The sequence below is a fragment of the Bradyrhizobium sp. USDA3516 genome, assembly GCF_057651995.1.
The window spans coordinates 285,646-310,206 of record NZ_JBYGYN010000010.1 but is presented as its reverse complement, the minus strand read 5'-3'; the positions used below and the strand labels follow the sequence as shown (position 1 = coordinate 310,206).

Annotated in this window: 14 protein-coding genes and 1 pseudogene; 9 read left to right on the top strand and 6 right to left on the bottom strand. The window is 56.9% G+C overall.

Translation table 11 applies throughout. From position 1 onward, the window contains the following. Positions 1 to 124: 124 nt before the first annotated feature. Positions 125 to 1,114, bottom strand: coding sequence for a phosphotriesterase family protein (locus tag AC24YW_RS28875; RefSeq protein ID WP_487485888.1), 990 nt, complete (start codon positions 1,112 to 1,114; stop codon positions 125 to 127). An 830-nt stretch (positions 1,115 to 1,944) separates the two neighbouring features. Between AC24YW_RS28875 and AC24YW_RS28870 the strand changes: the two genes are divergently transcribed. Then, positions 1,945 to 3,195 (top strand): aminotransferase class I/II-fold pyridoxal phosphate-dependent enzyme, encoded by a 1,251-nt coding sequence (locus tag AC24YW_RS28870; protein WP_487485942.1) that lies wholly within the window; start codon positions 1,945 to 1,947, stop codon positions 3,193 to 3,195. Between the two features lie 1,363 nt (positions 3,196 to 4,558). Here AC24YW_RS28870 and AC24YW_RS28865 read toward each other — a convergent pair. Next, positions 4,559 to 5,299: a GntR family transcriptional regulator gene (locus AC24YW_RS28865; RefSeq protein WP_487485887.1), complete on the bottom strand. Its 741-nt coding sequence runs from the start codon at positions 5,297 to 5,299 to the stop codon at positions 4,559 to 4,561. A 778-nt stretch (positions 5,300 to 6,077) separates the two neighbouring features. Here AC24YW_RS28865 and AC24YW_RS28860 point away from each other — a divergent pair. Beyond that, positions 6,078 to 8,525: a CaiB/BaiF CoA-transferase family protein gene (locus AC24YW_RS28860; protein WP_487485886.1), complete on the top strand. Its 2,448-nt coding sequence runs from the start codon at positions 6,078 to 6,080 to the stop codon at positions 8,523 to 8,525. Between the two features lie 1,327 nt (positions 8,526 to 9,852). Here AC24YW_RS28860 and AC24YW_RS28855 read toward each other — a convergent pair. The 4 genes from AC24YW_RS28855 to AC24YW_RS28840 all read right to left on the bottom strand — a co-directional run bounded on the left by AC24YW_RS28855 (position 9,853) and on the right by AC24YW_RS28840 (position 13,920). Further along, positions 9,853 to 10,089, bottom strand: a complete 237-nt coding sequence (locus AC24YW_RS28855) for a hypothetical protein (RefSeq protein WP_487485885.1) — start codon at positions 10,087 to 10,089, stop codon at positions 9,853 to 9,855. Positions 10,090 to 11,137: 1,048 nt separating this feature from the next. Continuing rightward, positions 11,138 to 11,716 (bottom strand): anthranilate synthase component II, encoded by a 579-nt coding sequence (locus tag AC24YW_RS28850; protein WP_487485884.1) that lies wholly within the window; start codon positions 11,714 to 11,716, stop codon positions 11,138 to 11,140. Continuing rightward, on the bottom strand, positions 11,713 to 13,104 hold the full coding sequence (gene pabB, locus AC24YW_RS28845; protein WP_487485883.1) for an aminodeoxychorismate synthase component I: 1,392 nt from the start codon (positions 13,102 to 13,104) through the stop codon (positions 11,713 to 11,715). The genes AC24YW_RS28850 and pabB overlap by 4 nt, the downstream gene beginning before the upstream one ends. Before the next feature lie 531 nt (positions 13,105 to 13,635). After that, positions 13,636 to 13,920 carry a Dabb family protein gene (locus AC24YW_RS28840; RefSeq protein ID WP_487485882.1) on the bottom strand — a complete coding sequence of 95 codons (285 nt, stop codon included), beginning with the start codon at positions 13,918 to 13,920 and terminating at the stop codon, positions 13,636 to 13,638. A gap of 307 nt (positions 13,921 to 14,227) precedes the next feature. Between AC24YW_RS28840 and bioB the strand changes: the two genes are divergently transcribed. From bioB to AC24YW_RS28805, 7 genes and pseudogenes are all read left to right on the top strand, one after another. Further along, complete coding sequence (bioB, locus tag AC24YW_RS28835; protein WP_487485941.1) at positions 14,228 to 15,265, top strand: biotin synthase BioB; 1,038 nt, start codon at positions 14,228 to 14,230, stop codon at positions 15,263 to 15,265. 1 nt (position 15,266) lies between these two features. Then, positions 15,267 to 15,620 (top strand): aspartate 1-decarboxylase, encoded by a 354-nt coding sequence (gene panD / locus AC24YW_RS28830; protein ID WP_487485881.1) that lies wholly within the window; start codon positions 15,267 to 15,269, stop codon positions 15,618 to 15,620. Between the two features lie 89 nt (positions 15,621 to 15,709). Next, positions 15,710 to 16,849 carry an 8-amino-7-oxononanoate synthase gene (locus AC24YW_RS28825; protein ID WP_487485880.1) on the top strand — a complete coding sequence of 380 codons (1,140 nt, stop codon included), beginning with the start codon at positions 15,710 to 15,712 and terminating at the stop codon, positions 16,847 to 16,849. Then, positions 16,846 to 17,475, top strand: coding sequence for a dethiobiotin synthase (bioD, locus tag AC24YW_RS28820; RefSeq protein WP_487485879.1), 630 nt, complete (start codon positions 16,846 to 16,848; stop codon positions 17,473 to 17,475). The genes AC24YW_RS28825 and bioD overlap by 4 nt, the downstream gene beginning before the upstream one ends. A 1-nt stretch (position 17,476) precedes the next feature. Further along, positions 17,477 to 18,739 (top strand): adenosylmethionine--8-amino-7-oxononanoate transaminase, encoded by a 1,263-nt coding sequence (locus AC24YW_RS28815; protein ID WP_487485940.1) that lies wholly within the window; start codon positions 17,477 to 17,479, stop codon positions 18,737 to 18,739. 1,555 nt (positions 18,740 to 20,294) lie between these two features. Then, positions 20,295 to 21,076 (top strand): annotated as a pseudogene (locus AC24YW_RS28810) (3-methyl-2-oxobutanoate hydroxymethyltransferase). A 1,586-nt stretch (positions 21,077 to 22,662) separates the two neighbouring features. Further along, positions 22,663 to 24,393 (top strand): methyl-accepting chemotaxis protein, encoded by a 1,731-nt coding sequence (locus AC24YW_RS28805; RefSeq protein ID WP_487485878.1) that lies wholly within the window; start codon positions 22,663 to 22,665, stop codon positions 24,391 to 24,393. Positions 24,394 to 24,561: the final 168 nt, after the last annotated feature.

Genomic DNA, 24,561 nt, shown 5'->3' with positions numbered 1-24,561 from the left:
AAAGCCAGAAACAACACGCGATTTCAAGGCCTGTTCTCGTGGGACGTCGCGAGCGTAGGATATATGCCGCTCGGCTAGACGCAAGGTGACGCGCAGAGAAAATGCCGCCAGCTCCGTTCCATTGCTACACTGTCGCCTGGTCGCCGGCAAAGAACCTTCGAGGATTATCTTCCAGAATGGAATCTATGTCCTCCTGGCTGACACCGCGCGACCGTATCATGGGAATGAAATCGGTGAACATATAAGTGTGCGCTTGATAGAGGCCTTTCGACTTCAGGTATTCGATCTTAGCTGTATACTCGGGGGTGGCGTGGAAACTGAATTTCCCGAGTCTGGCGCAGAACCGGTCCATGCTCATGATGATTTGCGCAACAAAGCCGTCGTGCACGAGCTTGGCCAAATTATCCGCGCGCGTCTCGTCACTTAAATGGTAGAACATCCCGATTTGATCGAACCCAATGTAGGAGCCAGCATCGACGATACGCCGGTGGTAAGCTGGATCCGGATTGCAGCAGCTGTGGCCGATGAGACAGTGATGAAGGGCAATCCCGGCGTCGGCGAATAGCTTTTGTTGTTCCGGGCCAGCACGTCCCCGTGTCGTGTGGGTAATGATTGGAGCACCCGTCGCCCTGTGTGCAATGCAGGCGGCAGAGACGAATTTGGCCTCTTGTGCTGTGATGCTTGGCGCGCCGGTAGAAACCTTGATCGCACCTGCCTTCACGCCAGTGTCGCCGATCCCTTTAGTGATCTCGCTGATGTAAAGCTCAGCAATTTCATCAACGCTGCGTGCGCGCCAGTAGCTCGGAAGCCCCATCTCCTCGTAGTAAAATCCAGTGGTGCAGACGATCTGCATCCCCGATTGTTCGGAGATTTCCTTTATCAATGTGGCGTCGCGGCCAAGTTCAATTGGACAGGGGTCCACGAAGGTATGAACACCATACTCGAGGCGTAATGTTGACAACCGTTGGACTGCATCTTTGATAAAGGTCGTGCGATCAACTTTCGCTCGGGGATCATAAGATGCTCCGGGAAAGGCGATGAACAAGTGTTCGTGCATCAGTGTGCGACCCAGGCGCTCCGCCGGGATTGGTCCTGTCACGGTTTGCACGATCATGCGTTGCTTTTCCTCGCGTCTGTAGCGTCTTGCTGCACTGAAGTGCGGGTCTGTTGGTCATGGAGCATTGGAGCGCCACTAAGCCGCAGAAATCCAATAGCAACTCCGCGCGGTCGTTACGAGCAGCTGTTCATCATTTCAGACGAACAGCGCGTCTCAACTGGTCAAGCGAAGTGCATCAGACCATTTGTTGTCGATCGTGTCAGTCGCGTGCGACCCATACAACTACCCTTTCTTGTAGTTGCCATGTTGCGGCTTTGTCTCGGGTTCGCAAGAAGGAAGTGTGACATATATACGGCATGACGGCAGGCGAGTTGCAGCTCGTTCGCAGCCCGACGCAAAGTGTGTCGCGCTCGCATTTACACGGAGCTCGTCTATGTCGTCGAAGCCCATAGACCATTTTCAAGCTGGCTTGCGGTTCGTTCCGTTTCCGTAAGAGTTGCGGCAGCATCAGACGTGGAAGCTGGAGCAGTTCGGAAAGGCGCCAAGCGCTCTCGCGCCACGAAAGGCATCCCGCTGATAAGCGTACCGGGCCGCTACAAGCTAGGACGGGGCGCGTCTATCCGGTGAGCCGAATAGCGGCGGCCCAAGAATCGCAATTCTGTCCCGCGCGACGTTCTCAAATCAAGATTAGCCCGGACGTCGTCGCCGCCATAACAGCGGTGAAGGTGTAGCCCTCAACACACCTAGTCGATCTGGTAGCTGCTAAGCGGCTCAAATGGTGGATATAGAGGCGAATCCGATATTCCGCGTCGCGGATTTGCAACTGTGTGAAGGACCTGGGTTCGAGGAGAGTATGCATGTTGGGAATAAACCAAAATGGACGGGATATGACTCACCACGTTCTCAGCGGAGCAAGGCAATTCCGCAATACGCCCTATATGATTGATGAAAGCCGCGGGTACTTCGATGCGGCTCACGAGGCTGGTCTCATGGGCCTACACGGACGTTCTATGACCAGGCGCTCCTTTGCTTTGGGTGCGGGGCCGCTCAACAGAAGAGAACAGATAGTGGATTTTGTGCGCTGCTCGTACCTAGGGCTCGACAACCATCCGGCTGTTGTCGCAGGCGCCGTCGAGGCGATAAAAGCCCATCATTCGGTGCATTGGTCATGTGCGCGAACTCGCCTCAATTTCGATCTTCTAGGACAGCTTGAGGAGAGCCTGTCGGAGATGTTTGGCGCTCGGGTGCTTGCATTTTCGACGGTTATGCTCGCTAATCTTGGTGTGATGCCCCTGCTCGCATCAGGCCAGTTGACAGCGGGAAAGAGGCCTGTCGTTGTGTTCGACCGGAAAGCTCACATATCGCTGGCCTATCACAAACCTGTTGTGGCTGACGAAACGCAGGTAGAAACCATCGCTCACAATGACGTCGAGGCGCTCGAGGCTCTTTGCCGTGAGCATCCGGTTGTGGCCTATGTATGCGATGGCGTCTACTCCATGGGAGGGAACGCACCCATACAGGATCTGCGACATCTTCAAGAACGCTATGGGCTCTTCCTGTATATTGACGATGCGCATGGCATCTCACTGTTCGGGCGCAACGGGGAAGGCTTTGCCCGTTCTCAATTTCCCAAAGAGCTTGGTGACCGGACGATCATAGCAGCCTCTCTGGGAAAGGGCTTCGGCGCGTCGGGCGGAATGTTGATGCTCGGAACGCGCGAACAGGAAGCTTTGTTGCGGCGGTATGCGATCCCCTATGCGTTCTCGGCGGCCCCAAATCTTGCGGCGGTTGGTGCCGCGCTTGGGTCCTGCGAGATCCACCTCTCCGAAGAACTGAACGACCGACGAGGCCGTCTTGCCGAACGCATCGAACTATTTGACCGTAGAGTTCCGACCGCGGAGAGAGGTAATTCGCTTCCTATCAGAATGATTACAACGGGACCGGAAGCGAACGCAATTGCAACCGCTACGGAACTCCTGAAGGCTGGTTTTTACACCTCGGTTACATTTTTCCCGACGGTGGCGCGAGGTAGTGCGGGGATTCGCGTGTGCTTGACAGCCGATCATGAGGCCCACGAAATAGAGCGACTCTGCGACTGTATCTCGCGAACAGAACCGCTACACGAGAGACCGGCGTGACAGACACTTCAGTACGTATAACAAAAGGGTCCTAGTCCGAGGTATTTGGGTAAATCGGCCTGAGAGTAGAGGCACTTGAGTCTTGCCCTCAGAGTCATGAAATCTTGAGCGATACGTTCGCAACGAGATCAGGTTCAGCGTGACCTGCCGCTGAACTGTGATCCAGCCGCGTTAGCATCTTGGTGAGTGTTGTACGAAGTGGCGCGGCTCGAGCAACGGACGAATTTGTGGACGGTAAGGTGGGCGGCGTGGGTCTGGGGAATGAAGTGATTCAGCGACGACCGGGCGGGCCGACCGTTGTAGGCGAGCCAATTAGCGCGGGCGTCGTCGAGATCGGAAGTACGAGCCCGGTGGAAGTACTCGGCTAAGCCATCTTCTTGAGAAAGGCTGATTGTGCTTAAGCGGTGTGGGCGACGCAGGAGGCTGCCGATTGCAAGGGAGCAGGGCTTCGTAGGCTGATCCGGTAGGCGGGTCGTCAAGTCCCCAAGCCTATGAGTCCATATGATTCAGCTTGGCGGCTGCCATGAAGCTATAAACCGCAAGGGCACGCCGTGTCTTCATCGGGCCGGTCCAGGTCAGTTCTTTTGACGCACGGTGGCTGCTCCGAGCTCATGCTCAGCAGCATTGTTCGGCATGCAAAGCCGTCCAGCACAAGGAAGCGGTTAAAAGTATCCCTGCGGCTGACGCAGTCTCCGGTCTGTCGTTATCCTAGAGAGCGCTCGCGCGCTGCTCCCGCAGCAATTCGACAAACAGGGGCGTTTACGCTCCTAGCTCACACGCGATCGCTCCCGCTCAGTAAAAACTTGAGAATAGAACATCGACGCTTGACCGCGTCGGGTGCGATTCGGCGCCTTGCTGAGCAGCGCGGCGCCAAGGAACTTGCGCCTGCCGTGTGCCAAGCACGCAGCCTCGATGGTCGGCAGCCCTTGTGATTGACCTCGCAACCGGACTCGCTGGCCAGAGAATCACAAGACGCGGTCTCCTTGTATCCCGGCGATCAGCGCGCCGGCTGCCGTCGCCAGGTATGCTGCTGCATCCTGTTTGGGCCCTTCCGTTGGCTAGGATCGGCACTTTGGTGTCATAGGCGTGGATGCGTTTGGTTGCGCAGACATGGACCTCGGTCGGGAGGACCTTCCGAACTTCGCGCCGAAGCTTCGTGGCCGTGAATTGTGAGCTCCCCGATCAGCAAGGTCTCGCGTGGGCCCGGGTTCAGCGGCCAACCAGCCTGCTCGCTCGGCGCTTAGCATCACCTGCAGCGTGGCCACATCATCGGAAGGAGAATCACCAGCGGTAAAGGTAGCTTCCAAAAGGGCACTTATTGGTGGTTCCTCGCAAATCTCAAAATACAGCCGCTTCAACTCCTTTAAGGTCCCCGGTATGCGGCCCGTTGTTGTTTAAGCCGCCCCACCAACCGTTGGTATCCGTCTCGTATGTCTTTGTCTATTGCGGCTTGGACGAGCGCTTTATCGCGACGTTGGAGGCCAATTATTGCTTGCATATGATTAGCAGCACCAGACTGGTGATCTGCGGTACTTGAGCTAAGCTCATTCAACGAAGGCAAAATTCGCATCCAAAGCGATTCGATGATTGCCACTATTCGCGGCATTTGTGCACTTTCGTATACACAGAAGTGGAAGGCCTTATCTGCCATTAGCATCGCAAAACGATTGGTCCCATCGGATATTTGCGCGTGCAGTCTCTTTAGCCGTTCAACGGAGCCGCGATCCATACGCTCCGTAGCAATGGACGCAGCTAGTGGCTCAAGAGCCAGCCGAATTGAAGTCACCTCATCCAGCGTGGCGAGAGTCAGCGTTGGGACAACAATCTTCTTAGGTCCAGCATTGGCAAGTGCTCCCTCGTCGATCAATCGGATAATCGCATCTCGGGCGGGTGAGGTGCTAATGCTGAGGGCGTTCGCGATCCCGCGGACGGTCAACTTCTGGCCTTCACGGAATTGGCCGCGAACAAGTGCTTCCTTCAGCGACGTGTATGCGAGCTCGCCGAGACGAAATTGGCGATCGATTGGATGTAGCGCCTCCTTCGCGGGCGGAGTTAGCTCGTAAAGCTCAGGCGATCCAGACGGCATTGAGAGCGACTCTTGCATGAGAATTTCCGGTTCGAAACGATCCCACGGCGTGCGCCGCAATGTGGGCTAGATTGATCAAACGAATCGCTCGCGTGAACATGCCTGGATGGTCGTCGCGCTCTGGGGAGACCCGGTGTCACCGGCAATAATCATGCCGTCTTTAGCACAAGAAAATGTTCTGGTTTTGCAACACGTGAATGAGATTGCTTTGCAACATTTTGTAGGGCTTGTGACACACAGGGGAGCCAACCAGCGTGTGCTGCTTGCCCCTATGTCATAATTGCCGAGATCACTTCATTCAGATGAAGGCCGATGTTGATGAGTGGCCCTCACGATGAGTGTCAAAAGGAGTGTTTGACGGGTCAGCTAGATCGACTCGACAACATCGGAACGGGCGCAAGCCGTGCCTGATCGGCGATCGATCAGAGCCGACATCAGAAGCAGTTGTAATGCCTCCTCTGAGACGGCGCGGTCGAGCGCAAGTCAGTTGCAGAGCGTTACTATGAAACGGACCGGCACGTTTATTGCTGCCTGTCGGCGGAGAGCGTTAGCAACCGAGCGCCGGTTGATGTCGGATCTTGGGACGGTATCTCCTAGATGTTTTACGGGTGGATCGAGAGTCCGGGTGTGGGTGCTAGCGTAGAAGAGCGATGCTGCACAGATCAGCGCTTTTCTATCACTCTAACGGCCGGCCGGACACAAAGTGATCCTAAGATCTCCCTCGGCTGAGTCAGATACTGCGTCGCTAAGAGGAGCTTGTGTCGGATTTGCAAGGTTAACGTGGTCGGAGTCCTCCATGGAAATATTATCGCATCTGAGAGTCGTCGAGATCGGTAGCTCAGCCGCCACGAGCTATTGCGCACGCTTGTTTGCCGATTTCGGGGCTCATGTTCAGAAGGTCGAGCCGCCATCCGGCGATCCTCTTCGCCGAAGCGCGCCGCTCACGCGTGGTGGCCACAGCGCATGGTTCGGCTTTCTGAACGTTAATAAGTCCAGCGCCGTCATCGATCGGAAAGACGGGGACGCAATGGACCGTTTGGCAGAAATCATCGAACATTGTGATATTGTGATCGATGGGAGGGACGTTGATCCTGCAGACTGCCCGCCGATCGACGTCCTCGCTATTCGCGAGCGGCGTCCCGAACTGATATACCTCACTGCGAGCTGGTTTGGGTCCGAGGGGCCCTATGCCGGGTTTGCAGCCACAGATTCCACCATTCGTGCGCTCGCCGGTCTCGTCAAGCTGGTTGGCTCGGTCAAGGGGCCCCCATTGCATGCTCCGGATTTTCAGACCGGTATCCTCGCCGGACTGTGGGGCTTCATCGCGGTTGCTTCCTCGGAGATCGGGCGAATGCAGGGCGGGGCAGGTCGATCATGGTCCCTCAGCATTTACGAAGCGACCCTCGCACTTAGCGAATTTCTCATGTCAGAGTCCATAGGACGCGATGAACTGACGCGGCGGATCGGCATCAATCGTTTCTGGCCGAGCTTTCCGGTCGGCATTTACGAAACCAAAAAGGGCTGGCTCGGCGTTACGGCAGCTACTCCGGAGCAATGGAGGTCATTCTGCGATATGCTTGAGCTGCCAGCGTTGCGTGATGACCCGGCACTTAGTCTCGGCGAAGACCGCCTCCAGTACGCGGAAGCGATTGAAGGTCAGTTCATGCCGAGACTGAAGGCGCGTACGGCCGAGGAATGGTTTGAAGAGGGACTAAAACGGAAGATCCCACTGGTGCCGGTGCCCGCAATAACCGATCTTCTCCATGACTTCGAGAAAAAAGCTCGAGGCGCAGTGGTACCCATTGTGCTTGGCAGTGAACGAGCGCTGACGCCAGGCTCGATGCAGCGGCTCACGCAAACCCCGCCGCGCAGAGGGGGAAGGGTTCCAGCTCCTGGAGAGCAGCAGGCGTTCGCGAACTTCGGAGCGCGCCAAGCCGGAAATGAATTTGGCTCCTCCAGCTGCATCAGAAACAGCGACCTCCCCTTCCGAACCGTCCGAGTCGTCGACCTCTCAATGGGTTGGGCTGGCCCTTTGTGTACCCGCACGCTAGCTGATCTCGGCGCCGATGTTATCAAGATCGAGGCGGTCCAATATCCAGACTGGTGGCGCGGTTTTGACCGACGGTCTGATTATATTCGTAACCAAATGTACGAAAAGACAGCGCGATTCTGCGTCATGAACCGCAACAAGCGTGGTATAACGCTCGACCTGAAACAACCTCAAGGGTTGGATATTGCCAAAAGGCTCTTGACCGGAGCCGATGTTGTCGTCAGCAACTACTCAGTCGACGTGATGGTGAACCTGGGCCTGGGGTATGAAGTGCTTGAAACACTGAACTCTCGGCTCGTGGTAATATCGATGTCATCCTTCGGTGCTGACAGCGTCCGCCGCAACTGCCGAGGCTACGGATCGACTCTCGAGCAGGGGTCGGGTTTGCCTGGCGTAATCGGTCCTCCCGAAGGGTTACCCACTATGACTCACCCCGCTTTCGGAGATCCGGTCGGCGGCTTAAATGGTTGCGCCGCAGTTCTGATCGCGCTGATTCACGCTCGCAAGACGGGGCGGGGGCAGTTCATCGACTTGGGACAAATCGAGTGCATGATACCGTTCGCCGCGCCTTGGATCACGGTCCAGTCGACCGGTACCCCAGCTGAACGTTACGGCAACCGGCATCCGCAATTTGTGCCGCACGGATGTTTCCAATGTGCAGGTGAGGACAGCTGGATTGTCGTAGCTGCGACAGATGCAAGGATGTGGCATAGACTTGCTCTTCTGATTGGACGGCCTGATTGGGCAAAGGACCTATCGCTACGGACGGCAAAAAGCCGGCGGGCGATTGAGGATACCGTAGAGACGGAACTCGCGCGATGGGCACGAGTCCGAGACGCGGATGAGGCCATGTCCGAGTTGCAGGATGCAAAGGTGGCTGCTGGCGTGGCCCGCCTGCCAATTGACTTGCTCGAGGATCGGCACCTCCAATCACGCACATTTCTGCAGAAAATCGATCGTGAATTCATAGGCCTGCATCCGCAGCCTTCGATGCCAATCCGAGAGGGAAAGTCACCCTATTCGATCCGCACAGCTGCACCTACGCTCGGACAGCATAACAGAGAGATTCTATCAGGCCTTCTTGGGATGTCCGATGCGGAGCTGGTTACTTTAGAGAGGGCCGGCATTATCGGTACGAAGATGCTTTCCCAAGAGGAGCTCACAGGCAGAAATAGAGCGGCGGCAAACTCATAATTGGTAATACGCCTCCTGCTCATCTTAGCAGGACGACAGGGCTTTGTGAGTTGATGGGCGCAAAGTCCTTTTAAGACCTCAGTTGCGGATTCGGCCAATCGAGTATAGCTCAACCACAGGAGTGTTTTGACTGCAACTGCATAGGAACCATGAGGCCGGCAGTGGATCACCTAACCGGGCTCGACACGGTTCCGGTGATTAGAGATAGACGATCTCCAGGTGTCGCGTCTCTGGGCTGCCGGAGGAGCGTCGAAGATATCGAAGTCTATCTCGCGCGACACCTCGACGATGACTTCTGGACCACAGCAGATCTCAGAGCGAACGTACTCGAACGCTTGGACACGGTTCAAGAACATGTCGCCAGAAAAGCCGCCTTGTTCGCGGACCACCTAGTTGCCGTGGCGATTTCGTTCCAATAAACACAGTTGGCGCCGCTTGAGCTGCAAAAAGAAGAGTCAACGAGCTTCATTTCATTGTCTTCCATAGCCTTTGAAAATATGCGGCCGGGTCGACAGCTCTCAAATAGTTATCTCACAAGAGCCTGCAGTAGGGCTAAGTTGGTGTGAGCCGGTGTCTCTCGCCAATGTGCCTGTCGCGAATGATACTTTGAAAGAAAAAGGAGTTCGCCTAATCCCACCTCTTCTGCTGAATATTGTGCTTCTCTGCCGCGGACTAGATGCAGGGACGGCAGCAACGGTGGCGGCGGGGAGGACGGTACTGGTGGTATAGGGGCGGCGGCGTAAAAGGCGGTGCTGTCGCGGTTTGTCCCGAGTAAGAACAGTTACGATGTGCTTAGTTTCTCACGAATCGATAACTCGCGCGGCCGCGCCGGCCCGTCTGGCATTGAGGAGATTTCGCAACGCCTGGATGGCGGGTGCGGTACCGTCAAATATGGTTATTGCCGCGCGAGACCAGGCGCCCTGTCAGGTGCTCCTACTTTAGACCGACCACTTTGGGCAGCGGCAATGTCGCGGTGGGCGGGCAGGACAGGAACGGTCACGCCCTAGTGCTTCCGTCTGGGCGTCCTCTCTTCGATCAGCAGCGATTGCCTTATTCCTCGCCTCCTCTCATCGCTGAGAGGACCATAGCTCGCTAGCGTGCGATTTAACCTGCCGCTTTTAATTGACTTTGTGTCGAGCGCAAACGCTCGAGACTTGGTAGAACGTGCAGGAACCGGGCCGGCCGAGTCTAGCGAGCTTACCTCGAAGCCGTCAATATTCGTTGGTGAATGAGTAGCCGCTGCTCCTTAGACTATCACGAGGCCAAGGTCGGACAATTATAATGACATGAACGATGGGGCTCCCATCATGGGGCTTGCCGGCTATCTTCATGTAGTTCGTGAGTTGGTCCGGATATCGAGTTCGATCTCACGCGTCACCTCGATGATGCACTCTGGATGGTGGCCGTTCTCGACAAGAGCATATTTCAAAGCTTGGTCACGGCTGACAAAAAGGCCGCCAAAGGAGCCTCCTTGTTCGCGGGCAACCCAGTTGCCGCGCCGGTTCCTGCCAACAAAAACAATCAGCGGTGCCGAGCCAAGCCAAGGAGGCGCCAGAGTCATCATGTCTCATCCGCGACGTGGCGGTTCAGGTTCGTCAGTCGAGTTGCTAATAGCGATCACCGGCTTCCAAGTCGTGGTCGTAATTGTAACGGGAGCTTGCATCACGCCTCTCAAGGAGGTGGTGTCGAACATCGGATCGAGGGCCTGCCGTCCATAAGTTGTGGCTCTGGCCGCCCGCCGCAGAGTGCGGCTGCAGGTTACGTCAAACCTGAACCGAGTTCTCCTACGAGTTCTGGCAGTCAACGCGGGGTCCGGAGCATACTGAGAATAACTAGTGGCTTTGGCTCTGCCGCTGTTCTAGGCATCGATGCGATCGATCCCTATGGCTAGGCGCTTGTGAACGAGGGGGTAATCGACACCAAAAAGTCGGCCACTCGCGCGCTCGCAGCACTTCACAAACGAAAAAGATAGAGATTAGCTACCGTCTCGAACCCGTGTGTTCGCAAGGGCGGTTACGGCGCACACCGCGCCGCTGCCTTGCAAAACGCATCCGCTCAGCGCATGGCGCCGCACCGGCGCGCGACTTCTCACACTTTTCTTTGCGATTGATCTCTAGTGGGCCGCAGACCCAATCGTTGGAAGTCCCACCAGCCCACAGACCGCCGAGCTCCTGGCTTTGGGCCTATGCCGCGGACGACCCGCGGTGGAGCGGCGCGGTCCGCCGGAAGATGCCCATGTCTATGCCCCGATCACAAAAGCGACCCGCCATCGCCCATCCGGCAGGGCTTATGGGATGCTCCAGGTCGACTGCTACGTGATGGCAAGCTCGCCGAGAGGGCCGACGTTCAGTTTGCACTCTGTTGGCCCTACATCCAGCGTAAGTTCTGCGAACTCGCGACCCCTGGCCCCGCGCTTATTGCGGGCGAAGCCCTCAAGCATATTCCGAGTTCTAGGCCACAGAGAAGGACATCCGCGGCCGCAAGCGCCGATGAGCCTCGTCTCGTTCGGTGTTCTGGCCGTTCTCCCGACCAAGCGCTGAAGCTTGGCTGCTTCGGCAGTTTTTGGGGATGTTCAGCTGGCTGCTCATGTCTGTTTGGCCCACATCCTCGGTTCAACGGCCGGCTGCGAGCCGCAAGAAATTGTTCAGCAGCGGATACCCGTATTCGGTGAGTATCGATTCGGGATGAAACTGCACGCCGTAAGTTGGTTGGTAGCGATGTGCGAGAGCCATGATCTCGCCTTCCTCGGACAGCGCTGTCACCATGAGGTGCGGTGCGGAGGCCGAGTCGAGCTTGATCACAAGCGAATGATAACGACCGACGGAAAGTGGGGAAGGCAGTCCCTCGAATAACGGCCCCCCTTCGTGCATTATGGGAGAGGACCGCCCATGCATGGGGCGTAGTGCTCGCGTCACTCGTCCGCCGAAAACGCGTCCAATACATTGATGTCCGAGACAAATTCCGAGAATCGGGATGCGTCCGGAAAGCTCGCGGATAACAGCCATAGATATTCCGGCCTCGCTTGGAGTGCAGGGACCAGGAGAGATTACGATCGCGCGGGGATCAAGGTTGATCACGTCGGCGACGCTGATCGCATCGTTCCTGACAACCTCGGTTGACTCGCCTAGCCTCTGAAAATACCGGCCGATGTTGAAGACGAAAGAGTCGTAGTTATCGACAATGAGGATCACAGCGGACCAGGTATTTCAGCACCAAAAGCTTTAAAGATTCGCTGTGCCTTCGCGAGCGTCTCGGCGTACTCGGCTTGCGGATCCGACATCGCTGTTATCCCGCCTCCCGTATGAAACATGGCTTGATCGCCATCAATAGTTACGGTGCGAATCGCGACGTTGGTATCCATATGCCCATTAAAGCCAATGAAGCCGATTGCCCCGCAATAGACCTGTCGAGCCACTCGCTCGATTTCCGTGATGATCTCCATCGATCGCACCTTTGGCGCCCCCGTGATCGAGCCGCCTGGAAAGCAAGCTCTCAGCAGCGTGACGGCGTCTTGACTCTCTGAAAGTTCACCTGTGACGATCGAAACGAGGTGGTGCACCGACGCATGGGATTCGAGGTTGCACAGCCCTGCAACTTCGATCGAGTGCGGCGCGCAGACCCGCGACAGATCGTTGCGCAGAAGATCGACAATCATGCAGTTTTCGGCGCGGTCCTTTTCGGACGCGACTAAGAGCTGCGCGCGGTGCTGGTCCTCCGCGGAATCATTGCATCGCGCTATCGTGCCCTTGATGGGGCGTGTTTCGACGTTTCGTGCGTCGAGTTTGAGGAAACGTTCCGGTGAGCTTGAGGCAATGGTGAGCTTGCCATAGCGCAACAGCGCCGCAAACGGCGCCGGATTGAGGGACCGAAGCCGGCAGTAAAAGCTAATCGGGTCGAATGAGATCGGCATTCTCGCAGTGAAACGCTGCGCGATGTTCGCTTGAAAGACGTCTCCGGCCAAAATGAGGCCGATGACGCGCTGTATGGCCGCGATGTAGTCGTCAAGGCTGAAGTTGGACTGCCATGCGCCTAAGGTGTCAGGGAGTTCCTTTAGAGCTGGCGTCGGCACGTCAAGCAAGGCGGCGAACTGATCGGCGCGACGGCGTGCGCGTTCAAGTTGAGGCGCAGGCTCCTGAGCAGGCCATCCGGTAGAAACGATCCAGCACTTGTGATCCCGATGGTCGAAGCTGATGACCACGTCATAGAAATGTAGGACACATTCGGGCAAAGGGCGACCGGCAATCGCAGGTGCCGGTAATCGCTCAAGCGTCCTGTTTAGGTCGTAGCCCAAATAGCCGGCGGCACCTCCCTGAAAGGGAGGGAGATCTGTTCGATTCTGTTGCGGATATCTAGCGAGTAGACTCCGGAGAGCTTCCCACGGACTGCCCTCAAGAGCGACGCCCTTGCAACTCGCTTGTCCATTGTTGACCATGTAGGTACTGAATGGATCACACGTAACATATGAGTAGCGCCCCAATTCTTGCCTGGCGGCGCTATCCAGAAAAGTCAGGTTCGGTTGATTTCCTAGACGCCGCATAGCAACGGCAGGTTCAATCCATCGAAGTTCGCGGACATGCATTTGACAACCAGTTGCTCTGCTCTGCGAAAGGTGTTCCGTTCGATTTGCCCGGGCTCTTTTTGCTGGTTGCTGTAGGGACAGCCGGTCCTCTAAGGAGCCGCCCGCATCTGAAGAAAAGCGCGATCAATCTGGTCTTTGAGCTCTATTGCGTTATGAGCGTCCTTAAACGAAGTCCGGGCGATTTCCCTGTTAAGCAGCCGTCACCTTCTCGGTGCAACCTGGGTCGATCACGGATTGTCTGCGCCTAGCGACTCACCGGCTCGGTCTTGCTCTTGGCGCTGGAACGCACCAGCTGTTTGTGAGCCTAAAGAGCTTAGAAGAGGAAAAGCAGCCGAGACGAGTTCGCCATGCATATATTTGGAGGTTTTTCCTGTTTTGTCGCAGAACTTCCTCAGGGGGCTCCTCGTCAGAGCAACGAATTGGCTAATTTCGAACTTGCCGCTTCGCCCGACGACCGAGAAGCGAGTTGAGCCCCGTTTTGTGACGCCCGCAGTGTGCTTTGGCCCAGCCGTCTTCAGGAGCGCGTATCCGTCAAACGATATAGTCCGCCGCGAACCGTAGCTCCCGAAGGGGGCGCACACGCCTGATTGATTCCTGGTATAAAGGATGCCCCTTGTAAGCTGCGAGTTCGGCGTCGCTGTCGAATTCACCGTAAACGATGACATCGATATCGTTCCCGAGTGGGTCGCTCTTGCGATTGCGGGCAATCTCCAGCCGACGTGGATGTGGGATTTTCGTGAGGATCGATAGACCTTCGATTATGCCCTCAATCTGAGCTTGGTCCTTGGCGGTAAACAACACGATGTGACGAATCATGGATGATCGGCGATCCCGGGGAGTGTAGCTGGGTTTACTATCTCGAACGTGAGCTCGCTGCAATGGCGGCGCTGGCCGCGCAGCCCGCGGTTGGTGCTCGAGTCTTTGCTGACGAATGGCCGCAAGATGATCTCACTCAGAGTCGAAATCGATATTGCGTAGGGCCCTTTTTGCAGAAATCATGCAATCTGGCCGCATTTCCGCCGTCTTTGAGCGAGAGTACGCCCTTATACCTTTGCCCTCGAAAAAGCGGGAGCTTCAATCGAAGTTTCAGAAGGTTTCCTACCAAGCTGACAATGATGAATGCATGAATCCTGCCGCAGAAGCCAGGCACTACAATCGTGATAACAAAGGGCTTGTCCGCTTTGATTGGACGGTCGTCGAGGCCGAGGCTTTGTATGGGCTGCCGTTTGCGGATCTATTATTCCAGGCGCAGAACGTTCATCGCGAGAGCTTCGATCCAAATCACGTCGAGGCCGCTAGCCTACTGAGCATCAAGACAGGGGGGTGTCCGGAGGATTGCGGCTATTGCTCCCAGAGCGCGCACTTCGCTACAGATTTGAAGGCCACCCCCCTGATGGATGGCGGCGATGTACTGGCCGCAGCAAAACGCGCCAAGAATGCAGGTGCAACTCGCTTTTGCCTGGCTGCGGCTTGGCGTAGTCCAAAGGAGCGCGATCTTGATCAGGTCTGCGACATGGTCAGAGCCGTGAAAGGTCTTGGCATGGAGAGCTGCGTCACGCTCGGTATGCTGACCGCGAGCCAGGCCGCAAAGCTCTCTGAAGCTGGACTCGACTTCTACAACCATAACATCGATACCTCGCCTGAATTTTACCGCACCATCATCAAAACCCGTACGCTAGCAGATCGCATCGATACCCTAGCGCACGTTCGCGGCGCCGGGATCAAGATCTGCTGTGGAGGCATCATTGGGATGGGCGAGCGCATCGAGGATCGTCTCGGCATGCTCGTGCTGCTTGCAAATCTGCCAAGCCATCCGGAAAGCGTGCCGATCAACCTGTGGCACGAGGTCAAGGGCGTGCCGGTCAATGAAACCGCCCAGCGTCCTGATCCGATCGCCGTGGCGCGCCTGGTCGCGACTGCTCGAATTATGATGCCGAAGAGCGTGGTCCGGTTGTCGGCCGGACGGCGGTATATGACGGACGAACTGCAAGCTCTGTGCTTTTTGGCTGGCGCGAACTCAATCTTCATCGGTGATACGCTGCTGACGACAGAAAACCCCAAGTTGGATCGCGACGCGCACTTGTTCGCGCGGCTCGGCATCACGTCTGAGCTTGCCGAACGAAACAGCGCAGAGGATCGAGGCGCTGACGGGCGAGGGTGAAGTGAACATCACCCTCATGAAAGGCAAAATCCATCGCGCTTCCGTGACCGAAGCCGATCTTCACTATGAAGGATCGATCTCGATTGATCGTGCGTTGCTGGACGCGGCGGGGGTTCTGATCTATGAGCGCGTCGAGATCTACAACGTGGATACCGGAGCGCGCTTTGCAACCTATGTCATCGAAGCACCGCGTGGGTCCGGTATCATCGGTTTGAATGGTGCTGCGGCACGATTCGCGATGCCAGGAGACAAAATTACTGTCATTGCTTATGCATCCCTCGACGAAGCCGAAGCAGAGGTGTTCCAGCCACGTGTCGTGCTCGTTGACCGCAACAATGGCATCCTCACCCGTTAAGACCTGAATGGGATGTTAAAGCTCGTGGTCGGCGGCTATCGCCAAAACGCCGGCAGCATCGGGTGGATTGCGCAATGAGCTCGTCGCCAATGGATAAATTCGGACCCTACGTCAAGGCCTTGCGCTCCCTGGAAGATGACAACCGCTTGCGCGGTCTCAATTCGCGTGCCGGAATTGATTTTTCATCTAACGATTATCTGGCGCTTGCGAGTGCATCGCGTATGAAAAAGGCCGTCTTGGCGGCCATCGAACGTGGCACCCCGCTTGGTTCTGGGGGGTCGCGACTTCTGCGAGGCAATTGTGAAGAGCATGAATGCCTCGAGGCGGAAGCCGCCCAGTTCTTTGGCGCCGAGACGGCGCTGTTTTTTGCGAGCGGTTACGTCGCAAACTTTGCGGTCCTGACGACATTGCCGCAGCGCGGCGATCTGCTCGTCCTCGACTCTCTGGTTCACGCCAGTATTCATGAAGGCGCGCGAGCTGGCAGGGCCGAGTTTCGCATAGCTGGCCACAACGACCTCGGAGCCATCGAAAGTGCGATCCGCGACTGGCGTGCGGATGGAGGAATGGGACGGGTCTGGGTCGTCACGGAAAGCCTTTACAGTATGGACGGCGATTTCGCCCCGCTCGATGATCTGGTCGCGCTCGCCGATCGCCACGAGGCTTTCCTGGTCGTTGACGAGGCCCATGCTACCGGCGTTTACGGTGAGCAGGGCCGAGGTCTCACCAGCCATTACGGTCACCGTGAAAATCTCCTGGTTATACATACCTGCGGCAAAGCGTTGGGAGTGGCGGGAGCGCTGGTGACTGCTTCCGGTGTGCTACGCGACTTTATGGTCAATCGTTGTCGTCCGTTCATCTTCGCTACCGCGCCATCACCCTTGATTGCCGTTGCCGTCAGCGAGGCACTGGTTATCTTGCAGCGGGAGCCCGAGCGTCAGCGGCGCCTCGCAAGGCTGGTTGCATTCACGCATCGGAAGATGGAAGCCCGCGGGGTGCGATGTCCTTCCAGCTCGCAGATCCTCCCATACATGGTCGGCGACAATGCTCATACGATGCGGCTCGCCTCTGCGATGCAGCATCGCGGCTTCGATATTCGCGGAATTCGGCCGCCCACAGTGCCAGCGGGAACAGCGCGCTTGCGGATTTCACTGACGCTGAACGTCAACGAGGATGATGTAGTCTCAATGGTCGATGCGCTCGCTGAGGAGACGAATGGGAAGGCTGGATGAGTTTGCGGATTGTGGTGACCGGAACAGATACCGGGATTGGGAAGACTGTGTTCGCCGCAGGCTTGGCCGATCTTCTCGGCGCGAGTTATTGGAAGCCGATACAAGCCGGCCTCGAAGGAGAAACCGATACCGAAACGGTTACAAGGTTGGCTAATCTCTCAGCCGATCGAGTCGTGCCGGAGCTCTACCGGCTTCGAACGCCCGCATCGCCCCACCAGTCTGCCGAAATGGACGGGCTTCGCATCGACGCAGCTTCCATAAGTCCGCCAGACACGGAAGGACGGCCTCTTGTCATCGAGGGCGCCGGCGGGCTTATGGTCCCGCTAAGTGGGGATACACTCTACATCGACGTGTTTGAGAGGTGGCAGCTTCCGGTCGTGGTTTGCGCGAGCACAAAACTCGGTACAATCAATCACTCGCTGCTGTCGATCGAGGCTCTACGAAGGCGGCAGATCACGATTTTGGGTATCGCGTTCATCGGCGAATGCAACCCGGAAACTCAGACTGCCATTCGTGAGATCGGCCGCGTGCGCTGGTTGGGACGACTGCCTCTGCTTTCGCCTCTCACGCCAGAGGCGCTTCAGACGGCATTCAAGTCTTCGTTCCGTGCTGACGATTTCAGTTGAAATGCCGACCCCGAGCTCGCCAATTTGGCATCCGTTTACGCAACACGCGCTTCAAGGCGAGATGACAAGGATCGCGCGCGGTGAGGGGGCTTACCTTTACACCGCCGATGGCCGACATATCATGGACGCAATCTCGTCCTGGTGGGTCGTGACCCACGGCCATTGCCACCCACATATTGTCAGCGCCATCCAGGAACAGGCGAGCAAGCTCAATCAGATTATCTTTGCAGGTTACACCCATGAGCCAGCCGAGGAGCTTGCGGCGCAACTCCTGCAGCTCACGCCGCCTGCTCTTGAGTACGTCTTCTTCTCAGATAGCGGTTCGACGAGCGTCGAAGTCGCGCTGAAAATGGCGCTGGGCTATTGGAATAACATCGGCAAACAGCGGACTCGCATTGTAGTGATGCAACACTCCTACCATGGCGACACGGTAGGAGCGATGTCAGTCGGAGCTCGTGGCGTGTTCAATGCGGCCTACGAGGCCCTTCTGTTTGACGTCACATCAATCCCGTTCCCAGCAACAGGTCGCGAGCGGGACACGCTCAGTGCGTTATATTCGGTGTGCAGGGAGGAGATGCCGGCGGCCTTGATCGTGGAGCCTCTGATCTTGGGGGCGGGCGGAATGCTGATGTACCCAGCCTGGGTGCTGCGGGAGATGAAGCGGATCTGCGAAGATTGGGGCGTTCTCTTCATTGCAGATGAGGTCATGACGGGCTGGGGTCGAACCGGAACGCTGTTTGCGTGCGAGCAGGCCGAGGTCAGTCCAGATATTGCCTGTTATTCGAAAGGTCTCACTGGTGGATCGCTTCCGCTCGCAGTGACACTCTGTCGCGCTGATATTTTCAAGGCGCACTATTCGGAAGATCGCAATTTGACGTTCTTTCATTCGAGTTCATATACCGCGAACCCGCTTGCCTGCGCCGCCGCAAAGGCCAATCTGGATCTTTGGCAGAACTCCGATGCGCGCACGCGCGTATCGACCCTTGCATCCATGCAAGAGCACGCAATTCAGCCGTTTCAGGCTGATCCGCGCTTTGCAAACGTTCGTCGGACCGGCACCGTCACTGCGCTTGATCTGAATACAAATGACGCCGGCTATCTCGCCGGCATCGGTCCGAAACTGCAAGCCTTCTTCAAGGAGCGAAATCTTCTCCTGCGTCCGCTCGGGAATACGATCTACGTGATGCCACCTTATTGCGTTACAGCCGCAGATCTTGATCAGATTTATACCGCGATCGGGGAAGCTGCCGATCTGTTCGCTTGATGCACGGCGAGCCAGAACCGCGAAAGATCCGGAATGATCTCTTGCGGTGAAGACCCTCAAATAGAGCCGAAATATTGCAGCATTTGCGCGGCCACGTGCGGTTCATTGCATTATTCAGGATCAAAATAGCAGTTATAGGTGGTAAAGTTTGGCGCAACTGCTCTCAGAGGCAGCGCCAAGAAGGCGCGCATCAGGGTCATTCTGCCGCGCCGGCTGGTTCTTGCATACCCGAGAATCGGAATTGGCGACGCCGCAGGTCATGTGCGGGCGCTCTGACGTGGAAGTGGAGAATGCATGGGACTGATTTAGGTGGCGCCGATAGGAGGCAAACGTGCGCAATAACTCTCACGCTTTCCATGGTGGAAGGTGCTGCGCTATTTGTGGCGGGAAGTTCGGGCTGATCCGTTACTACTGCTGGCGAACGGCGCTTTGCTCCTACAGGTGCGTCGACCGCTTCAAGTCGCGGCGCCAGGCCGATCAAAAATGGTTGCGCTGGTTGCGAGCAGCTTGACAGCTGCCACTAAGTGAGCTCCCTTGGACAGTGCCTTAGCCGGGCGATGCCTAGCGCGACATCACCCGATGGGCCAGCGAGTCCAGCGAGGCGCTTTCAGGAGTGGTGTGGAAATTAAGTGACACGGACCTCGGCAACAATCATTGATTTCAATGCTTACCGGCTGAACAAGGGCGCTACGGCTATGCTGTCATCTGGCCGACCTTGCGCAACCGCCTCCAATGATGCGCTCACATCGTACTATTTCTATTGGCTTTCTCTCGCATGGATCCCGTTCGCCCTGATGGGTCTCTCTGCAGAACGGGACATTTCCTGACCGATCGACAGGGACGGGCGTGATGCTGAGAGAAGCAGATTCCGACTCATTCTTCGGTATTTGCCGCAGACAGGCTGCGAGTTGAGCGGCTATTATGGTATTGGGCCGCGAACGGCTTGCGAACTCTGGCCGGCCGCCCACGCTCTCGGCACTCGCATAGATCAGCCTTGCCGAGGTGGGCGGGCAAGCAGGCCACAGGAACTACTGCTGAAGCGGCAGAATCGGTTCTTCGAAGTTGGTCTGGCCGCATTGCGCAGTCCGTCGGATGGCGATCATCGACCGCCTTGCCCGCTTGCATTCGACACTCGGGAAAGGCATGGCGGCCTCCGGTGAGCTCCATGCGGACAGGATAGATCGTGGGTAGAGCTATGGCTTGAGCGGGGATGCCATGTCCGATCGATTTTCAATTTACAAAGTCTCGCTTGAACGTTGCCGTCGAAGGTGGTCGTGGTCCATCTCCGCGACGAATGGCTCGTTGGTCATGGCGGGAACGCAAAGCAGCCGAGCCGCGGCGCGCTATGAAGCCAACAAAGCTCTCTTCCTGTTGTTGCAAAGTGCGCCGTATCGACGACGGCTTCCGTGTGGTTCGAGCAAATAAATCTATATTGTCGCGCTTTGGGTCGTGCCTTGATCGATGCTTCCGCGTCTGAGGTGAAGCTGCTCTGATCTTCAAAACGAAACTCTTTCCGTGTCCGGTCCAACGATCAGTGTCGCAGGATTGTCCACGCATGAGCCACACTTCAGAGCCGCCTTTGCAAGTCGTCACCATTCCAGTCCTGCAGCAATCGAAAACGGAGGGACGTCCCATCGCGATGACGACAGCTTACGATGCGGTCACGCGCGCATCGCGGACACAGCGATCAACATCATTCTCGTCGGTGATGGTGTCGGCAATGCCTGCCTGGGCTTCGACGATACGCTTCCCGTCAGCATGTCAATCATGAATCATCATCTGGAAGCAGTCTCGCGCACAAGGCCTCGTGCCCTGGTTGGCCGACATGCCGTTTCTCAGCTTTCATCTCAGTCTCGATGAAACAATACGCAATGCCGGAGGCTTCCTGCAGCGGGGTGCCGGAAATCCCGGTGATGATGGGGCATCTTCGTCTTACCCCTCAGAGCCTCAATGTCATGGGCGGCTTCAAGGTGCGGGGCAAAGCCGAAGTGTTACGTCTGCTCGATGATGGCTCCCCGTCTCCAGGAGGCCGGCTGCTTCGCTTTGGTCCTCAAGGGCATTCCGGCCGAGCTCGCGGAACGCGCAAGCGATGCGCTGACAATACCCACCATTGGGATTGCAGGCGGGCCAAGCTGCTCCGGCCGGGTGTTCGTACTCGACGATGTCTTAGGGCTGCTCGAAGGTAAAAGGCCAAAATTCGTTCGCGCCTACGCAAATGGGGAGGTTCTACAGGAGGCGCTGGTACGCTGGGCGGTCGATGTCCGTCAGGGCACATTCCCTGGGACTCAGGAATGCTACCGGCTTCCCGAGGAGCTCCGCGAGACCATTGCTAACTAGAAGGCTCCAGCACGAACGGAGTGCGGACGATATGCAAACAATAAAACTGAGTAGGATTGACGAAAGTGCAATGCCACAGACGCCGCCAATGCCGGCGATCAAGTCCTAGAGCCCAGTCAGAAGAAGCCGTGATGCGGAAATTGGACGATAACCGGCGCGCGTGCGGAATTTGAGTGTCGATATGTCGTTTATTGCATCAAATCAGTGCCGAGAGCGCACTAGTGTGCAGCATTGCGCTCCGGTCTTGCAGGTCGGATAGTGTCCTGGAAGCGGCACGTGGAGAACGATATGGTTTGCCATTTCTACCGGCTCCGAATGCGCACATTCGGAGCTGCATTGCGGCAGCAGGCGCGAAATGCTGCAAAAAAGTCCGGTTTCAATACAGTCTCATGCAGCTTGGGAATGAATTGAAGTCCTCCGACAAACGCTGTCTCGCGGCCGAAAATCCATTAGAGCTTGAACGGGGCGCGATCGAACTCTTCCTCACAGCCTCGCTCCCCAAGATCCCGCGGAGCCCGACGGCATTGCGTCTACCGAGAAGCGGATCAACGCCCTGACCTTCACCAGCTCTCCAACCCTGCGCTGGAGCGGCCATTCGCCTGGTCGACAACGCCCGCAGGCGCGTGAAGCGCTAGTCTGCACGCGATCGCCTCGCTGATAAGGTTGCGTGCGTTCGCCACTAGCCCAGGGCGGCCTGGCTGACTAACGCCTTCGCAGCTTCGCAAAGGTTGCAGCACGTCAATGGGCTCCAACGTAGGGCCACAACTTAGGTCGAAGAATTGTGCGATTGACGTGAGCGATCTGCTTTCGTCGGATTGCGAAAAAAGGCCGTGCGAAAATTCCGCACGGCCAAGTCAGGGAGGAAACGCCCCAAAGGGCGGCTGAAGAGAGCATAAAGTGAGTGCCCACACTCACTGGAGCTCCAAGCTTGCGCCTACGGTCAAGTCGCGCAAGCCGGATGTTGAAATATCCGTTTCGTGTGCTGATTGAGCCCGAATTTAGCGCATACGTCGCATGTTTTATGCGAATTGGACCGTTTAGATGCAGCTATTCCGTGAGACGCGCTTAGTTCAAAATGATCCACGTCATACCACGCTGTGTGTTCGTCAAACTGACGCAACAGCAGTTAGGTCGTGCACCGGCACGGGGCGCGCGCGTTTTGCGCACGAGTTCAGGATTTCGAAATCAATCTGAATTAGGCAGCGCTCGTTGTTGATTGAACGAAGCAGGTTGACCCAGTTCGATCAACGTGCGCGCTACCTGCTGACCTGCGATTGTCAGCACTGCTCAAACAGATCAGGTCACTTCGAGGGACAAAATGTGAGCAAGAATTCCTCCGGCACTCGCGAACGTCCGTCCGTCCAATGGGGCTTTCGAAATCGGATTGCGCGAGCAGATGGCATTGCTCGGGATTTCTGGTGTGCTGGTCACGGGCGTAATCTGCGCCGCAGCTCTGCACTACGCGAGTATTGTTCAACGAGAGGCGAGCGCGAGCAATGAATTGAAAGCCCGTGTCGTTTCATTGTCACAAAGCTTTCTGGAGTCTGGCCAAATCGCGACCGAGTTCCTCGGCAAGCCCACTGAAAATGTCGATCGAGACGCATGCGGATCTTCTCGATCGCCAGCTCGAAGATTTAGGTCGGGTCGAAAAACTGATCGGGGAGTTGCCCGACGATGATCCGCTGCGGCAGGCAGCCTCCGTGCGGCCGGTAATTAATCTCTATGCGACCCGCTTTGGAAACGTAGTTTCAGCACAACGCAACCTAGGCTTCAATGAGAATGGCGGATTTCAGGGCAAGTTGCGCATAGCCGTGCACGCCGTCGAGGAGCGATTGAGCCAGGTGAAGCAGCCGCGCCTGACGATCTTGATGCTGATGATGCGCCGTCATGAGAAGGAGTTTATCTTACGGGGCGAAGAAAAATACGGCGATCAGCTTTCAGCGAGGGAGACGGAGTTCGAAACCGAACTTGCTCAGGCAAGCCTACCTACGGAGGAGAAATCCAAGCTTCTGGAGCTGATGCGGGCGTACAAGGAGAATTTTGTATCATTCATGGTGACGCAGCAGACGCTGAGCGATCAGGTGGATGATCTTCGACAGATTTACAGCCGCATTCGCCCGGCAATCGCAAAGGTCATGTCCGCGGCAGACGCGCATGCGCACGCTATGGAAATCCGAGCCGGAGAGATTCGGCAGAGGCTGGTCTGGCTCATTGGACTTGCAACGCTGCTCGCCGGCCTGTTCAGCATGCTCTTCGGGCAGCGCATTGCCAAAACCGTCGCCTCGATGACCGCGGCCATGCGCCAGCTAGGTGAGGGTCGGTTCGATGTAGTTTTGCCGGGCCTTGGTCGAAAGGATGAGCTCGGCGATATGGCCGAAGCGGTAGAAATGTTCAAGCTGAGAGCTCGCGAAAAACTGCAGGCGGAGCTTGATGCCAAGGTCGAACGGGACCAGGCTGCTGCTGACCTGCGTAAGGCCGATATCGCTCGGCTTGCGGGCGAATTCGAAGCAGCCGTAGGGCAGGTGATCGAAGCCGTTTCGTCCGCCTCGACGGAGCTGGAAGCCGCCGCCCGGAGCCTTGCCTCTTCTGCCGTTGAGAGCCGCCAAGTCTCGATGGAGGTTGCCTCATCATCCGACGACGCGTCCGCCAACGTTCAACGCGTCGCGACCTCGACAAGCGAGATGGCTATAACTATCGCTGATGTAGGCCGGCAGGTCGAGGAAGCAGCGGAAATGGCGCGCGAAGCGGTGCGCAAGACCGAGCTCAGCGATCAGCGCATGGTTGGTTTGGCGTCCGCGGCAGAGCGGATCGGCAGCGTCGTTCAACTTATCGCGGCGATCGCGCGGCAGACCAATTTGCTCGCGTTGAATGCCACAATCGAGGCTGCTCGCGCAGGCGATCTCGGCCGGGGTTTTGCAGTTGTCGCCGAGGAAGTCAAATCCCTCGCGATGCAAACCGCTCAAGCGACCGTCGAGATTGGCAAGCAAATCAGCGACATTCAGGCTGCGACAACTGAAGCCGTCGGCGCGAATACCGAAGCCGGCGCCATCGTCGCTCGCATTTCCGACATTGCTATGACTGTTGTCGAAGCCATCGACGAGCAAAAGGAGACCAGCAAGAATGTCGCCCTTAACTTGCAGGAAGCTGCGAGCAAGACCACTCAGGTGGCGGCGAGCGCTGGCGAAGTCACTTATCGCGCGAAGGCAACAGGAGGGGCTTCGATGCAAGTGTTGAGGTCTGCCGAACTGCTGTCTGAGGAAAGCTCTCGGCTGAAGCACCAACTTGAAGGTTTCCTCAGGAGAGTCCAAGCGGCATAATTGGACTAATCGCAAGCTCGCATCTTGCGCGGTGACGTAAGCGCGTTTCGGCTGGAGGCAACCCAAACGGCGCTGCGCGGCGAAAAATGTTATAGCGTGCTTCTCCGAGGGAGACGAGTCTCTTTCGTCTTCTTCATGATCGGTAGCGAACACAGGTGCCTAACAAAT